The organism is Altibacter lentus, from assembly GCF_000746845.1.
Taxonomy (GTDB): domain Bacteria; phylum Bacteroidota; class Bacteroidia; order Flavobacteriales; family Flavobacteriaceae; genus Altibacter; species Altibacter lentus.
This window is the reverse complement of the sequence record NZ_KN050846.1, coordinates 698298-714506: the sequence shown is the minus strand read 5'-3', so window position 1 is coordinate 714506 and position 16209 is coordinate 698298. Positions and strand designations below refer to the sequence as shown.

Here is a 16209-nt window from a genome sequence, read left to right as displayed (position 1 = left end):
ATGAAATTTGCACACCCCCAAACCTTAGAGGAGATTGCAGCTATAATTAGTGCAGATTACGTTGGTCCCGCCGATTTTCCGGTGTTGGGGATGAACGAGATCCATGTGGTGCGTCCCGGAGACATCGTTTTTGTTGATCACCCTAAATATTACGAGAAAGCCTTGAATTCTCAAGCGACCATTATTCTTATCAATAAAGAAGTAGAGTGCCCGCCGCGAAAAGCATTGTTGATATCAGATGATCCGTTTCGGGATTTCAATACGCTTACCAATTATTTTAGACCGTTCAAACCGGCTACAGCCGTAATCGCACCTTCGGCATCGATAGGTAAAAATACAGTTGTGCAACCCAACACATTTATTGGTAATAATGTGGTCATTGGCGATAACTGTACCATTCATTCCAATGTGTGTATCTACGACCACACCATTATTGGGAACAATGTTACCATACATTCCGGAACGGTCTTGGGAGCAGATGCCTTCTATTATAAGAACCGCCCCGAAAAATTCGACAAACTTATAAGTGGTGGAAATGTTGTCATTATGAATAATGTAGACATTGGCGCACTGTGTACCATCGACAAAGGGGTTAGTGCATCTACTATCATTGGTGAAGGCACTAAACTGGATAATCAGGTGCATGTAGGTCACGATACAGTAATAGGAAGTCGTTGCCTCATTGCCTCTCAGGTAGGTATTGCAGGATGTGTCCTTATCGAGGATTTTGTAACGATCTGGGGGCAGGTAGGTATTACAAGCGGCATCACCATTGGCGAGAAGGCGGTTATTTCGGCGCAGAGTGGTGTGAGTAAGTCGCTACCGGGACACAAGTCTTATTTTGGCACCCCGGCAGATGAATTCAGAAAAAAATACAAGGAATTGGCATCTATACGGCTCATTCCAGATATAATTGATAAACTTGACAAAATACAATGAGTAAAGCAGCTAAAGAAATAGTTCGAAATTTTTATCGTTCCAATATCTTAAACGACGATACCATCCTCGACCGTTTTTTTCATAAAGACATCGTTCTAATATGGAACAGTTCCAATGGACTGTCTATCATGCATTATGATGATCTGGTGAATTTCTTTTCGGAAGTACGTCGATCCTATAACGATCTGCGAGTTGAGGTAAGTCATTTGTTATCCGATGCTAACCATGTAACCATTCGATACAAATATTATATCCGTACCATGGAAAACCCTGATGAAGAACTGGGCATCGCCCATTTTATAGCTATTTGGGAGGTGAAGGATGATAAGCTGTATCGCGGTTATCAAGTGAGCCAACCGGTGACCGATAAAGATGACACCACAGAATCCTATCACAAGGTTAAAGTGTAAATTCCTTTAAAATCGTAGAGAATTACAGTATCTTTGCCATCGATTTTTAGATCGATCACCAACAAATTTTTAATCATAAATAGTAAGAGACAGCATGAGTGTTTTAGTTAATAAGGATTCAAAAATAATTGTTCAAGGGTTTACCGGAAGTGAAGGAACATTTCACGCCGAACAAATGATAGCCTATGGTACCAATGTGGTTGGAGGTGTAACGCCCGGTAAAGGAGGGCAATCCCATCTCGACCGTCCCGTGTTCAATACTGTTGAAGAGGCAGTGAAGGAAACCGGTGCCAATACGACTATTATTTTTGTTCCACCTGCTTTTGCTGCCGATGCTATTATGGAAGCGGCCAATGCGGGGATCAAGGTGATCATTACAATTACCGAAGGAATCCCTGTAGGAGACATGATCAAAGCTGCAGACTATATTAAAGATAAGGACTGTCGATTAATTGGTCCTAACTGTCCCGGAGTGATCACACCGGGCGAAGCGAAGGTTGGGATCATGCCCGGTTTCGTTTTCAAAAAAGGAAAAGTGGGTATTGTTTCTAAATCGGGAACACTTACGTACGAAGCTGCAGATCAAGTGGTAAAACAAGGGTTAGGCATTACTACAGCAATTGGAATTGGTGGTGATCCAATCATTGGAACTACCACTAAAGAGGCGGTAGAGTTGTTGATCAATGATCCTGAAACAGAAGCTGTGGTAATGATTGGTGAGATTGGCGGACAACTGGAAGCCGACGCCGCCAACTGGTATAAGAACAGCGGGAGTAAAAAACCTATTGTAGGCTTTATCGCAGGTGAGACTGCACCAGCAGGACGAACCATGGGGCACGCAGGAGCCATTGTTGGTGGAAGCGACGATACAGCACAAGCCAAGAAGAAGATCATGAGAGAATGTGGGATACATGTGGTAGATTCACCCGCCGAAATAGGGAAAAAGGTTGCCGAAGTAATGGGATAATGCATTGATGCTATAGATATAAGCCTCCTAACAAAGTTGGGAGGCTTTTTTTATGGCAAAGCCGAAGTGATTTCCTATATTTGAAGGGATTCAAAAACGCATAACACAATGAAACTATTAGAAGGGAAAACAGCCATTATTACAGGGGGTAGCCGCGGAATTGGAAAAGGAATTGTTGAAGTATTCGTGCAACACGGCGCCAATGTTGCTTTCACATACAGCTCCTCCTCCGAAGCAGCCGAAGCGCTGGCTAAAGATCTTTCCAAAACCGGTGTAAAGGTCAAAGCATATCAAAGTGATGCTGCTAATTTCGAGCAATCCCAGGAACTTGCCAATACTGTCCTAGAGGAATTTGGGAGTATTGATATTTTGGTGAATAATGCCGGGATCACTAAAGACAACCTTCTTATGCGTATTTCTGAAGAGGACTTCGATAAGGTGATAGAAGTGAATTTGAAGTCGGTGTTTAACATGACCAAAGCCGTACAACGCGCTATGCTCAAGCAGCGCAAAGGCTCAATTATCAATATGAGCTCGGTGGTAGGCGTTAAAGGAAATGCCGGACAAACTAATTATGCAGCTTCAAAGGCCGGTATCCTCGGCTTCACGAAATCGGTAGCACTGGAACTGGGTTCTCGCGATATTCGATGTAATGCCATTGCCCCGGGATTCATAGAAACAGAGATGACCGGAAAACTGGACGAAGCTACTGTACAATCCTGGCGCGATGCTATTCCGTTAAAGCGTGGCGGGACTCCCGAAGATATCGCAAATGCCTGTGTGTTCTTAGCAAGTGATCTTTCTGCATATGTGACCGGACAAACATTGAATGTGGATGGGGGAATGCTTACCTAAAAGATTACGCTTTTCTGTGCCAACCAAAAAAGAAGGCCTTTTAACAGGCGTTCCTTTAAAGCGCACACCTTAAAAATTCTATGACCGCAGAAATCATACTTTATATAGTAATAGCCGCTGTGATAGCCTTGGCTGTAGCAGTGTTTATGTACGGATATAAAGTTACCTATTCGGCGTCCTTGAAATGGGTATTTGGCGTTCTTCGCTTCCTGACCATTTTTCTTATTTTGTTGCTTTTAATTAATCCGAAGTTTAGAAGTGAGACCTATACAGTCGTAAAACCAAAACTTCCCGTGCTTATCGATAATTCAAGTTCTATTAGCGAACTGGATCAAACCTCCAGTGCTTCGGAAGTGCTTTTACTCTTTCAAAATGACGATGACCTGAACGATAAGTTTGATGTTTCGTATTATAGCTTCGGAAGCGATTTTAACGCACTTGATTCTTTGTCTTTTTCAGAAAAGAACACAAATATTTCGAAAGCACTTACCGGTGTGGACCGATTGTTTCGCAACGAGATCGCCCCAACTGTTTTGATCACCGACGGGAATCAAACCATAGGGAATGATTATGAGTTTTCGGTATCGACATTTAAAAATGCGGTCTTTCCGGTTGTATTGGGCGATTCCATTACTTATACCGATCTAAAAATCGAACGGCTCAACACCAACAGATACGCTTTTTTAAAGAATGATTTTCCCGTAGAGGCCATAGTGGTGTACAACGGGAGTAACACGTTTACCACACAGTTTAGTGTGACACAGGGTGCAGCGGTTGTGTATAGGGAGAATATCTCTTTTTCTGAAACCGACAATTCAAAGACCATCTCCTTTACTCTGCCGGCTTCCAGTGTAGGACTTCAGAAATATACAGCACAAATAATTCCGCAGGAAGAAGAACGCAACAAGGTGAACAACAGCAAACGATTTGCCGTGGAAGTGATCGACCAATCTACGAACGTGCTAATTGTGAGCAGTATCATTCATCCCGACCTGGGTGCCTTGCAAAAATCCATTACTACCAACGAACAACGAAAGGTCACCGTAAAGAAACCGGGAGAAGCCGTTTCCCTGCTTAACGATCACCAGCTTGTATTGCTGTATCAACCGGATAGAGCGTTTTCCTCTGTCTATCAGGAACTGGAACGACTGCAGAAGAACGTTTGGGTGATCACGGGGATGCAAACCGACTGGAATTTTCTTAATGCCGTGCAAAACAATTACTCCAAAGAAGCAAGCAGCGAACCTGAGGATGTTTCAGGGATGCTGCATCCTAATTACGGTACCTTTGCCGTAGAAGATATTGGTTTTGATTCTTTTAGGCCGCTTACAGCTTCATTTGGTCTTTTGGAGATGAATGTGCCGCATGAGACGCTATTGGAACAAACGATCAATGGCTTTACCACCGGTAATCCTATGCTTGCTACCTTCGAGATCGACGGAAGGAGAGGAGCGCTGTGGGACGGTGAAGGACTGTGGAAATGGCGTGCAGAGACCTATTTGGCCACCAATGAATTTGAGGCGTTCGATCAATTTATTGGGAAATTAGTACAATATTTGGCATCTAATAAGCGGCGAAGCCGACTCGAAGTATCTAGTGAGACCTTTTATTATAACAATAACCCGATAAAGGTCACGGCCCAATATTTTGACAAGAATTTTGTTTTTGACCCTAGAGCGTCGCTCTCCATAGCCGTACTTAATACAGAAACGGAAGCACGTGTTACTTTTCCCATGTTACTGCGTAACAACTTTTATGAAGTAGATCTCAATAGTTTACCGGCGGGAGAATACCAATATACGGTCTTGGTGAAAGATGAGGCCACGAGCCGAAGCGGGAATTTCACAATCTTGGATTTCAATGTAGAACAACAATTCTTGAATGCAAATGTAACAAAGCTAGAGCGGGTAGCGACTAATAGCAAGGGAAGTGCGTTCTATGCTTCGGAAACAGAAAAGTTAATAGCCAATTTGGTGGCAGATGATCGTTTTCAATCTATTCAAAAAAGCGAACAAAAAGTGGTACCTTTAATCGATTGGAAATACCTGCTGGGACTTATTGTTCTTTTGTTGGCTTCAGAATGGTTTATCCGCAAATACAACGGACTTATCTAATTTAAAACATAATATACCTCATGGAAAAATTACCTAAAATCGGGATTCCCGTAATTATCATTTTAATTCTTTTAATCATTGTTATTGCCAAGTCGGCCGTTACCATAGGCTCGGGAGAAGCTGGCGTCCTTTACAAGACCTTTGGCGGAGGTGTGGTTACAGATGAATCACCCCTAGACGAAGGATTTCATATCGTAGCACCTTGGAACAAAGTATTCATCTATGAAGTGCGACAACAAGAATTGTTTGAGAAAATGAAAGTGTTATCCTCAAACGGATTAGAAATTCAGATCGATGCCTCTGCTTGGTTTCAACCGGTATACGGTGATCTTGGGAAGCTTCACCAAAACCTTGGAGAAAACTATTTACAACGGGTGATACAGCCGGCCATTCGAAGTGCGGCACGAAGTGTGGTTGGTCGTTATACTCCGGAGCAGTTGTACAGTAGTAAGCGGGATGTGATTCAAGATGAGATTTTTGTAGAAACAAAGAAGATCTTGGACAAGCAGTTTGTGCAATTAAATGAAGTGCTGGTAAGAGATGTTACATTACCGGGCACTATAAAAGACGCTATTGAGCGTAAGTTAAAGCAGGAACAGGAATCGTTGGAATATGAATTTCGTCTTGTTACGGCAGCAAAAGAAGCAGAGAAAGTAATCATTGAAGCGCAAGGAAAGGCAGATGCAAACCGTATTCTAAGTGCTTCATTAACCGATAAGATCCTTCAAGACAAAGGGATTGAAGCAACGTTAGAACTGGCAAAATCTCCTAATACCAAAATAGTTGTGGTTGGTTCCGGCGAAAGTGGCTTACCATTGATCCTGGGAAATAATTAACTAATAAAGATCATTTTATCCTCAAACCGCTTCAGCAAAGGAGCGGTTTTTTTATTTCCGCTTCCACAATTTAAAAATAAGAAACGCCGATACTCCCGCGATAATAATAAGCACGGCCGCTCCTATTGTATTTCCGTAGATCACGTACCCGGTAGCAAATAAGGACACATACACAAATAAGATACCTAATAGCATGGAAGCGAGGTCTCGGGTAAATACATCTGTCGTAGTCTTGAGGGGAATGTTCTTTTCTTCAGCGATCTTTTTAAAAGGTTGCCAGCCTTTTCCATAAGGGGTAATGGCATTGTAGAAGGTGGCGAGTGTTTTAGTGTCCGTGGGTCTTGTAAGCAATGTCACTGCTATCCAACTTACCGTGGTGATGCCTACACCAATAACTAGTTTTTCATGGTCCTCCAAACCAAGTTCTGCGAATTCAAAGACGAGTGCTACCACAAAGGAGACTACCATGCCCGTAATTTCACTATATGCGTTCACACGCCACCAGAACCATCTCAGGATAAAGATCAATCCTGTGCCCGCACCAATCTGTAATAAGATTTGAAACGTACTTAGAGCACTACTCAAGGCTAACGCTAGTAGCGCTGCAAAAGCCATCAACAGTACCGTTGAGATCCTCCCAATCGCCACGAGTTCTTTTTCTGAAGCTTCCGGTTTTACAAAACGTTTGTAGAAATCTAAAGAAATATAAGAAGAACCCCAGTTAAGGTGTGTTGAGATGGTGCTCATAAAGGCCGCGATAAGGGATGCTACAACCAAACCTAGTAAGCCGGCGGGAAGATTGGTTAGCATGGCAGGATACCCAAGATCATGGCCCAGAACCGCATTTGGAAATTCATTTCCTATGTCTGAAAGCTGCGGATAAAGAACTAGTGAAGCCAAAGCGATAATGATCCAGGGCCAGGGCCGAAGGGCATAATGGGCCACGTTAAAAAGTAGTGTTGCCCCTATGGCATTCTTCTCGTCTTTAGCCGAGAGCATTCGCTGTGCGATATATCCGCCGCCGCCCGGTTCGGCTCCGGGGTACCATACGCTCCACCATTGAACCGCTATTGGGATGATCAATAAAACTAAAATAGATTTGGTGTCACTAAAATCAGGTAAGAAGTTAAGCTTTCCTGCCACATTCTCATGAGCCAATAGATTGTCAAGACCGCCAATCTCGGGCATGGATACAATGTAGTACGCTGCCCAGATAGATCCTATCATCGCTACGATAAATTGAAGGAAGTCTGTAAAGATGACACCTCGTAATCCTCCAATGGAACTATACAGCACCGTTACTATAGACGCATACAACACACATTCCCAAGGAGCGAGATCGAACATGATACCGCCAATCTTGATGGCTGCCAAACATACGGAAGCCATGATCATCACATTAAAGAAAACACCCAGATACAGGGCTCTAAAGCCTCGTAGAAAGGCAGCTTCTTTGCCGCTATAGCGTAACTCGTAGAACTGAAGGTCGGTGAGCACCTTAGACCGACGCCATAGCTTGGCATAGACAAAGACTGTTAACATACCTGTGATCAAGAAGGTCCACCATACCCAGTTGCCGGAGACACCATTTTGCCGCACGATATCGGTCACGAGGTTGGGGGTGTCTGCAGAGAATGTAGTTGCTACCATGGAAATACCCAATAACCACCACGGCATATCTCTACCCGATAGAAAAAATTCTTGAGTGTCTTTACCCGATCGTTTCGCAACAATGATCCCGATCAATAGGAAAATAGCGAAGAAGGAAACTATAAGGATCCAATCGAGGGATGCTAACTGCATATTAGTATACTTTTAAAGCTTTGGCTTGTCCTACCCAGTTATCGCGCTCTATTCGGCCGGGGAAGAAATCTATGAGCTCTGTAATGGTACGAATGTCTTCATCTTCCAGTCTGCTTATTTGTTCGAAGGTGTAAATGCCTATTTCGTTTAGTTTCTGCTCGATATAAGGGCCAATCCCGTTGATCTTGGTTAGATCGCTTCGTTCCGAAGCATCGGCGTATCCAAAATTGTCAAAATTTAGTTCAGGAGCCGATTTGGTGTAGGTCACATAGCTTGTGCGTGCCTTTTCCATGATTTTCTCGGGAGCGGGTGCAGCGGCAGCGGCATGTTTGTTCTCTTCTTGAGTTTCCTTCACTACCTCGATGATCTTTGGACGAATTTCAGTAAAAATGGTCTCTATATCATGTACGTTGGAAGGAGTTCGCAGTAAATTAACCTCTTTTTTCAAGCGATTTATAGTTTTTCGATACTTCGACTTATTGAGCCACCAGGACGCGAAATAACCAATGAGGAAAGTGCTTAACATAAGGATGAAGATGCCGCTGTAAGCCGGTAATTGGTTTAAGAATTCGGTGGTGTCTGTCATTTGTCTAAATAAAATTTAACCTCCACTCTTCGGTTGGCATCCCTGCCTGCGTCGCTTCGGTTGGTGTCGAGGGGTTCTGCTTCGCCTTTGGAAACAGCTTTGATTTTAGTAGGACTAATATCGCCTTTATTTATTAAATACCAACGTACCTGGCGCGCATATTGGAGACCTAAGATATAATTGTCGTTGGCATTTCCAACATTATCGGTGTGTCCTACCACCTCCATTTGGATATCGGGATTCTGTTTTACAATAGTAACTACTTCAGCAAGAAGCGTTCGCAAATTCTCGTTCACTAATATTCCTGTGGTCGTAAAATTAGGATAAGCGATCCTGCTTTCGGGAATTTTACTGGTAAGTTCGTTGATACGAGCCGTGTCCAGAGGTTTAAAGAAAAAGGTAAAACTATTGCTAAAGGTATTGTTATTATCAAACTCTATCGACTTAATGTGCGGTTTGATAACGATTCTTTCTGAAGGAATACCGGTTTTGATCAATATTTCTTTCAATTGCTGCCCTCGCTGGATTCCTAAGTTGGGAGACTGTATATCTTCTGAAGCACTATACTGAGACGAAATATGAATCTCTCTGTTGGGATGCTCCAGTAAATAGGTGTTCAGTTTGTATTTGAAATCGACAGCGCTTGGCGGTATCTTTAAAAGAGCGCTGTTCTTCGTGATGGTTATTCCTTCCGGAAACAAGAATATAATATCGCCTTCATTAGATATCGCCTTTAGACCCGACGGTGCTTCGGAAATTTCTTTTTGATTCTCCTGGGTTACAAATATGGAATCTTTAATGGACTGTATGGGTAGAATCGAATCACCAAGGTCTTCATACAAGTCATTAGATACGCCGTTAGTCTTGTTCTCCTGCTGTTCTGCAGTGGGGTTTAAATTTGCTTTGGCCGTTTCCTTACCGGGCTGAAGCCAGAAATACAACCATAACCCAAAGAACGACCACACCAAAAAAACAGCAAATGCAATTAAAAAATTTTTCATTTCGGGGGTGAGGTCTGTATTACAATGGATTATGGTTACTAATGGGTCTTAAACAAATCTATAAAAATTAATCGGCTTTATTTTGATAAACATTCACATCTTTTTCAACGAATTTTGAACAATATTTTACCTATATTTGTTCCCAACAATGAGAAATCTAAATGTACATCATCATATCACGGTCTTCGCTCACGCGAGGTGATATGGTATTTGTAACTTTTAACAATATCCAAAAACCCGTTTGAGCAATCAAACGGGTTTTTTTATGCCTTACAACCAAGGGACTTTATAAACAGTAAAAATGAAGAAATGAAAAAACTTAAAATTGCGATTCAGAAATCAGGACGACTTCACGACGAATCGATTGCACTGCTAAAAGATTGCGGGATCGCCATCGACAACGGCAGGGATCAACTCAAGGCACCCGCCAAGAACTTTCCGCTGGAGATCTATTATTTGCGCAACGGAGATATCCCGCAATACCTTATTGATGGGGTTGTAGATTGTGCGATCATTGGCGAAAATCTATTGGTAGAAAAAGGAAATGGGATTCGTATCGCAGAAAGGCTGGGCTTTTCTAAATGCCGTGTTTCGTTGGCCGTAGCAAAGATCTTTGAATACGATTCTATTCAGGATCTTCAGGGAAAACGAATTGCAACATCCTATCCGGTCACGACTCAAAAATATTTGCAAGACCGGGGTATTGATGCCGAATTACACATTATTAACGGAAGTGTGGAAATAGCTCCCAACATTGGACTGGCAGATGCTATTTGCGATATTGTAAGTAGTGGCAGCACCTTGTTCAAGAACAATCTTAAAGAGGTTGAAGTCCTTCTTAAGAGCGAGGCGGTTCTGGCTGCTTCCCCGAGAATCACAGACGATTCGTTGCAAATACTCAAAAAATTGCAATTCAGGATCCAGTCGGTATTAAAAGGGCGGGATTTCCGCTATGTATTATTGAACGCACCCAACGACCGCATAGAAGCGATCACAAAGATCCTTCCAGGGATCAAGAGCCCAACCATTCTACCGTTAGTAGACGCGGGATGGAGCAGCATACACTCTGTGGTGAACCAAGAGGTTTTTTGGGATGTGATTGAAGAATTAAAATCAGCCGGGGCCGAAGGAATTCTGGTATGTCCTATCGAAAAAATGATATCTTGATGAAACGTTTTTATAATCCACCACAAGACCAATGGGATTCTATCCTGGAACGTCCCACACAATCTCAAAAAGAGATCGAAGCGACCGTAACCGAACTTTTTTCTGAAATAAAGGCCAAGGGCGATAGTGCTGTGCGTCGATTTACGCAGCTTTTTGATGGCATTGAGTGTGCTGCATTTCGCATTTCTGAAGAACGCATTGACCAATCACAACATAACATTTCAGTAGAGCTTAAAGATTCGATCGCACTGGCTAAGGAAAACATTACGAAGTTCCATGCGGCACAAAAAACCGAAAGGATCTTTGTTGAAACTTCACCCGGAGTTAGCTGTTGGCAGGAAAAAAGACCTATTGAGAAAGTAGGCCTCTATATTCCCGGTGGCTCTGCACCTTTGTTCTCAACAATATTGATGCTGGCTGTTCCGGCAGTCCTCGCAGGCTGTAAGCAGATTATTCTGTGTACGCCTCCAAATTCACAGGGCGAAGTGCCTCCGGTCATTCTATACACCGCTCAACTGTGTGGTATTTCCGAGATCTACATGGTAGGGGGTATACAGGCGATTGGAGCTATGACCTTTGGAACTGAAACCATTCCAAAAGTGTACAAGATATTCGGACCCGGAAATCAGTATGTGACCGTAGCCAAACAGCTGGCTACTAAGTACGGTGTTGCTATCGATATGCCGGCAGGCCCCAGTGAGTTGCTGGTTTTTGCAGATCAAACTGCTAATGCGTCCTTCGTTGCAGCCGATCTCCTTAGTCAGGCCGAACATGGTGCAGATAGTCAGGTGATTTTAGTAACTACTTCCCGTAGCATTATAGAGCAAGTAGCGGAAGCCGTGGCTCTGCAATTGGAAGTATTGCCTCGGAAAGAGATCGCCCGGCAAGCTCTTGAAAACTCAAAACTCATTCTGGTGGATTCCAATGAGACCGCTTTACAGTTGATCAACAGTTATAGTCCGGAACATTTTATTGTAGTAGCCAAAGATGAAACATTCTTTACACAGCATATCATGAATGCAGGTTCTGTTTTTATTGGAGATTACACCCCCGAGAGTGCGGGTGACTACGCTTCAGGAACCAACCATACACTTCCAACCAATGGCTATGCCCGTCAATACAGTGGTGTCAACTTGGATAGTTTCTTTAAAAACATGACCTTTCAGAAAATCACTAAAGAAGGCATCCGTACACTTGGTCCTGCGATCGAACGAATGGCAGAGGCAGAAGGTCTTCAAGCGCATAAGAATGCAGTAAGCATCCGTTTAAAATCCTTGGAAAATGAAAGATAGTTTTAATATGTCAAAACTCCTGCGTTCCAATGTCGCCCGCTTAGACCCTTATCGGTCTGCAAGAGATGAATTTAAAGGAGGAAATGAACCAATGGTTTTTCTGGATGCTAATGAGAACCCCTATCCCAATGGGGTGAATCGTTATCCGGACCCATATCAGCAGGATCTAAAGGAGGTTTTATCTCGTTTAAAGGACGTCCATACGTCTAAAATATTATTAGGAAACGGAAGTGATGAAGTGTTGGATCTGCTTTTCAGAGCATTCTGTGAGCCGGGGATTGATAATATAATTACGGTGCCACCCAGCTACGGAATGTACAAGGTTCTGGCAGGGATTAACGATATTGAGAACAGAGAAGTGTTTTTGTCTCCAAATTTCGAGCTTAGGGTACAAGAGATAGTAGGAGCTCAAGATGAACGATCCAAATTGTTGTTCCTTTGTTCTCCAAACAATCCTACAGGAAATAGTTTTTCTGAAGAATGTATTCTACAGCTGTTGAATGCATTTAATGGTTTGGTAGTTATTGACGAGGCTTATATCGATTTTTCCGAAAAGGAAAGCTGGTTGAAAAGACTCGATCAATTTCCAAATCTTGTGATCGTTCAAACCCTTTCTAAAGCATATGGTTTGGCCGGAATTCGCTTGGGGATGTGTTATGCTTCCGAAGCGATCATTGCAGTATTACATAAAATAAAGCCACCTTATAATGTTAATGAACTTACGCAGCAACGTGCGATGGATCGTTTGCTTAAAACAGATGAGGTAAATAATGAAATTAGTTGTCTTTTAGATGCTAAGGAGATATTATATAAACAATTACTTGACATATATTTTGTGAGTCATGTCTATACATCAGATGCTAATTTTATATTGACAAAAGTAGATGATGCATCCAAGAGATATGAACAATTGATTAAAGCCGGTGTGGTGGTGCGCGACAGAAGTTCCCAGCCTTTATGCGAAAACACCTTACGCATTACTGTGGGCACAAAGACCGAAAACGAACACCTTATAGCTGTATTAAAAACCTTATAACATGAAAAAGAGAGTACTATTTATAGATCGCGACGGGACTATTATTAAAGAAACAAAGGACGAACAGATTGATGCTTTTGATAAGATGATCTTTTATCCGAAGGTTTTTAGCGGATTGGGGCGTATTGCCAAAGAGCTTGATTATGAACTGGTAATGATCACGAATCAGGATGGTCTTGGGACAGAGGCATTTCCTGAAAATACATTTTGGCCGGTTCATAATTTTATTATCAATTCTTTTGAAAATGAAGGGATTGCGTTCAGGAAGGTTTTCATTGACCGCACCTTTCCCCACGAGAATGCCAACACCCGAAAACCGGCCACAGGGTTGCTGTCCGACTATTTTTCAAATGAATACGACCTTGAAAATTCGTTTGTAATAGGAGACCGTTTAACCGATATTGAGTTGGCAAAGAATTTGGGCGCAAAAGGGATCTTTATTAACGATGAAACTAATCTCGGTACTGCAGAGATCACGGTTAAACGAGAAGCTCTGAACCCTTATATCGCTTTAGAAAGTAACGATTGGGAACAGATATATACTTTCTTACTGAAAAAGGATCGCACCGATGTTTTAAAACGTACTACCAACGAAACAAAAATCTCTATTGAACTCAATCTTGATGGTACAGGGGAAAGCGCTATTGATACAGGCTTACCCTTCTTTGACCACATGTTGGATCAGTTGGCTCGTCATGGTCAAATGGATCTTAGTATTCAAGTGATAGGAGACCTTGAAGTAGACGAGCACCACACTATTGAAGATACGGCCATTGCATTGGGAACGGTTTTCGCCGAAGCATTGCGCAATAAACTAGGGATCGAACGGTACGGATTTTGTCTTCCTATGGACGATTGCTTGGCGCAAGTAGCGATCGACTTTGGAGGACGGAATTGGTTGGTGTGGGATGCTGAATTCAAGAGGGAAATGATTGGAGAAATGCCTACCGAGATGTTCTTTCATTTCTTTAAATCCTTTAGCGACGGGGCCAAAGCCAATATAAATATTAAAGCAGAAGGTACCAATGAGCACCACAAGATAGAGGCCATCTTCAAGGCGTTTGCCAAGGCGATCAAAGCAGCCGTAAAAAGAGATACCGAAAAAATGGTACTGCCTTCAACTAAAGGAATGCTATAAAATGAATGTTGTAATAATAGATTATGGAGCCGGCAACATACAGAGCCTTCAATTCGCTTTAAAACGCTTAGGCGTGGAAGCTGTACTCTCAGGGAACGCAAACGTAATACGTGCAGCCGATAAGGTTTTATTTCCCGGAGTGGGCGCTGCCGGGAGTGCTATGGACAAACTGCGTGTTACCGGATTAGATAAGGTAATTCCCTCGCTAACCCAACCGGTGTTGGGCATTTGCTTGGGAATGCAGCTACTTTGTGCAGCTTCAGAAGAAGGCAATACCCAAGGTTTGGGTGTTTTTTCAGAAAAGGTAGTGAGATTCCCACCTACGGTCAAAGTACCTCAGGTGGGATGGAATACCATACATAGCTTGAAAGGCCCTTTGTTTGAAAGCATTGCCGAAAACGAGTTTATGTACCTTGTACACAGTTACTATGTGCCTCCTTGTAAAGCAGCAGTAGCACTTACAGAGTATGGAGTGACATACGCCGCAGCAATTGAGAAAAATAACTTTTACGGGGTACAGTTTCACCCCGAAAAAAGTGCGCAGACCGGAGCGCAGCTTTTAGATAACTTCTTAAAATTATAATATGAGGATCATTCCTGCAATTGATATTATCGATGGAAAATGTGTGCGACTCTCAAAAGGCGATTACAGCACTAAAAAGATCTATAACGAACACCCGTTGGAAGTTGCAAAACAATTTGAAGCACATGGGATACAGCATTTGCATCTGGTTGATCTGGATGGTGCCAAAAGTAAGCATATTGTGAATCATAGTATTCTGGAACAGATCGCGACCAAAACCTCCCTTAAAGTCGATTTTGGAGGAGGCTTGAAAAGCGACGAGGATGTGAAGATCGCATTTAACAGCGGAGCCTCGCAGGTAACAGGCGGGAGTATAGCTGTAAAGGACCCGGAACTGTTTTTGGATTGGTTGCGGCGTTACGGGGATGATCGTATTATTTTGGGGGCCGATGCGCTTGACGAGCAAATAGCAATAAGTGGTTGGCAAGAAGCTTCGGGAGAAGAAGTTATTCCGTTTATTAAGAACTACAGTGAAAAAGGTATCCGCTATGTAATCTGTACCGATATTAGCAAAGACGGGATGTTAGCAGGTCCCTCGTTTTCCTTATACCGAAAGATCCTTACCGCGATTCCCGAAATCCAACTGATCGCTTCGGGTGGTATCAGTACTTTTGAAGATCTACCAAAACTGTTTGAAATAGGGTGTGAAGGTGCTATTTTAGGAAAGGCAATTTATGAAGGACGAATCACACTATCACAATTAGAAACCTATATACAATGCTAACAAAACGAATTATACCCTGTTTGGATATAAAGAACGGACGTACCGTCAAAGGAGTCAACTTTATCAATTTAAGAGATGCCGGGGATCCTGTGGAGCTGGCGACACTTTATTCTGAAAATGGGGCAGACGAACTTGTGTTTCTGGACATATCGGCTACCGAAGAAGAACGGAAGACATTGGCAAAACTTGTGTTGCGTATTGCTGAAGCTATCAATATTCCCTTCACGGTAGGCGGCGGAATTGCTTCGGTCGAGGACGTACGGTTGCTGTTGCGAAACGGAGCCGATAAGATCGCTGTGAACTCTTCCGCAGTAAAAAATCCAAAACTTATCTCGGAACTGGCCGAGGCTTATGGTTCTCAGTGCATAACCGTAGCGATAGATGCCAAACGCGTCGATGGTGGGTGGAAAGTTCATTTGGTTGGTGGAAAGGTAGCGACTGACCTGGATCTCTTTGAGTGGGCAAAGAAGGTAGAAGCACTGGGTGCCGGTGAGATCTTGTTCACCTCCATGGAACATGACGGCACGAAAAACGGCTTTGCGAACGAAGCCCTGGCAGAGCTTTCTAAGGTGGTCAATATTCCTGTTATAGCTTCGGGAGGAGCAGGGACCATTCAACATTTCAGGGATGCATTTCAGTTGGGAAAGGCAGATGCTGCCTTAGCGGCCAGCGTGTTTCATTTTAAAGAAATAGAGATCAAAACATTAAAAGAAGAGTTGCGGGATGCCGGCATCCCGATGCGCTTATAAACATATCGA

General features: G+C 42.9%; 16 protein-coding genes. 13 read left to right on the top strand and 3 right to left on the bottom strand.

Annotated elements, in window-relative coordinates:
- The 6 genes from JS40_RS03400 (at nucleotide 1) to JS40_RS03375 (ending at nucleotide 6121) form a co-directional block, all read left to right on the top strand.
- A complete protein-coding gene (locus JS40_RS03400; protein WP_034258386.1) occupies nucleotides 1-939 on the top strand; it encodes a UDP-3-O-(3-hydroxymyristoyl)glucosamine N-acyltransferase in 939 nt (312 codons plus the stop codon).
- Complete coding sequence (locus tag JS40_RS03395; RefSeq protein ID WP_034258384.1) at nucleotides 936-1349, top strand: nuclear transport factor 2 family protein; 414 nt, start codon at nucleotides 936-938, stop codon at nucleotides 1347-1349. Before JS40_RS03400 ends, JS40_RS03395 begins: the two co-directional genes overlap by 4 nt.
- A 94-nt stretch (nucleotides 1350-1443) precedes the next feature.
- Nucleotides 1444-2316: a succinate--CoA ligase subunit alpha gene (sucD, locus tag JS40_RS03390; protein WP_034258381.1), complete on the top strand. Its 873-nt coding sequence runs from the start codon at nucleotides 1444-1446 to the stop codon at nucleotides 2314-2316.
- 108 nt (nucleotides 2317-2424) lie between these two features.
- Nucleotides 2425-3171, top strand: coding sequence for a 3-oxoacyl-[acyl-carrier-protein] reductase (gene fabG / locus JS40_RS03385; RefSeq protein WP_034258379.1), 747 nt, complete (start codon nucleotides 2425-2427; stop codon nucleotides 3169-3171).
- An 80-nt stretch (nucleotides 3172-3251) separates the two neighbouring features.
- On the top strand, nucleotides 3252-5285 hold the full coding sequence (locus tag JS40_RS03380; protein ID WP_034258377.1) for a vWA domain-containing protein: 2034 nt from the start codon (nucleotides 3252-3254) through the stop codon (nucleotides 5283-5285).
- A gap of 20 nt (nucleotides 5286-5305) precedes the next feature.
- The gene (locus JS40_RS03375) at nucleotides 5306-6121 is read left to right on the top strand and encodes a prohibitin family protein (RefSeq protein WP_034258375.1); all 816 of its coding nucleotides are present in this window, start codon (nucleotides 5306-5308) and stop codon (nucleotides 6119-6121) included.
- Nucleotides 6122-6172: 51 nt separating this feature from the next.
- Here JS40_RS03375 and JS40_RS03370 read toward each other — a convergent pair whose 3' ends face one another.
- Genes JS40_RS03370 through JS40_RS03360 form a run of 3 tightly spaced genes read right to left on the bottom strand, consistent with a single transcriptional unit; the run spans nucleotide 6173 to nucleotide 9511 of the window.
- Nucleotides 6173-7924, bottom strand: coding sequence for a sodium:solute symporter family protein (locus JS40_RS03370; RefSeq protein WP_034258373.1), 1752 nt, complete (start codon nucleotides 7922-7924; stop codon nucleotides 6173-6175).
- Nucleotide 7925: 1 nt separating this feature from the next.
- On the bottom strand, nucleotides 7926-8510 hold the full coding sequence (locus JS40_RS14755; protein ID WP_051957484.1) for a hypothetical protein: 585 nt from the start codon (nucleotides 8508-8510) through the stop codon (nucleotides 7926-7928).
- Nucleotides 8507-9511, bottom strand: a complete 1005-nt coding sequence (locus JS40_RS03360) for an OmpA family protein (protein WP_034258371.1) — start codon at nucleotides 9509-9511, stop codon at nucleotides 8507-8509. The genes JS40_RS14755 and JS40_RS03360 overlap by 4 nt, the downstream gene beginning before the upstream one ends.
- A gap of 309 nt (nucleotides 9512-9820) precedes the next feature.
- Here JS40_RS03360 and hisG point away from each other — a divergent pair, with 309 nt between their 5' ends.
- The 7 genes from hisG to hisF are packed head-to-tail and all read left to right on the top strand — an operon-like array spanning nucleotide 9821 to nucleotide 16200.
- Nucleotides 9821-10678 carry an ATP phosphoribosyltransferase gene (gene hisG / locus JS40_RS03355; RefSeq protein WP_034258368.1) on the top strand — a complete coding sequence of 286 codons (858 nt, stop codon included), beginning with the start codon at nucleotides 9821-9823 and terminating at the stop codon, nucleotides 10676-10678.
- Complete coding sequence (gene hisD, locus JS40_RS03350; protein ID WP_034262014.1) at nucleotides 10678-11970, top strand: histidinol dehydrogenase; 1293 nt, start codon at nucleotides 10678-10680, stop codon at nucleotides 11968-11970. The genes hisG and hisD overlap by 1 nt, the downstream gene beginning before the upstream one ends.
- Complete coding sequence (gene hisC / locus JS40_RS03345) at nucleotides 11960-13006, top strand: histidinol-phosphate transaminase (protein ID WP_034258365.1); 1047 nt, start codon at nucleotides 11960-11962, stop codon at nucleotides 13004-13006. Before hisD ends, hisC begins: the two co-directional genes overlap by 11 nt.
- Before the next feature lies 1 nt (nucleotide 13007).
- The gene (gene hisB / locus JS40_RS03340; RefSeq protein WP_034258362.1) at nucleotides 13008-14144 is read left to right on the top strand and encodes a bifunctional histidinol-phosphatase/imidazoleglycerol-phosphate dehydratase HisB; all 1137 of its coding nucleotides are present in this window, start codon (nucleotides 13008-13010) and stop codon (nucleotides 14142-14144) included.
- 1 nt (nucleotide 14145) lies between these two features.
- Nucleotides 14146-14727 (top strand): imidazole glycerol phosphate synthase subunit HisH, encoded by a 582-nt coding sequence (gene hisH / locus JS40_RS03335; RefSeq protein WP_034258359.1) that lies wholly within the window; start codon nucleotides 14146-14148, stop codon nucleotides 14725-14727.
- A 1-nt stretch (nucleotide 14728) separates the two neighbouring features.
- Nucleotides 14729-15451: a 1-(5-phosphoribosyl)-5-[(5-phosphoribosylamino)methylideneamino]imidazole-4-carboxamide isomerase gene (gene hisA / locus JS40_RS03330; RefSeq protein ID WP_034258357.1), complete on the top strand. Its 723-nt coding sequence runs from the start codon at nucleotides 14729-14731 to the stop codon at nucleotides 15449-15451.
- Nucleotides 15445-16200, top strand: a complete 756-nt coding sequence (gene hisF, locus JS40_RS03325) for an imidazole glycerol phosphate synthase subunit HisF (protein ID WP_034258355.1) — start codon at nucleotides 15445-15447, stop codon at nucleotides 16198-16200. Before hisA ends, hisF begins: the two co-directional genes overlap by 7 nt.
- Nucleotides 16201-16209: the final 9 nt, after the last annotated feature.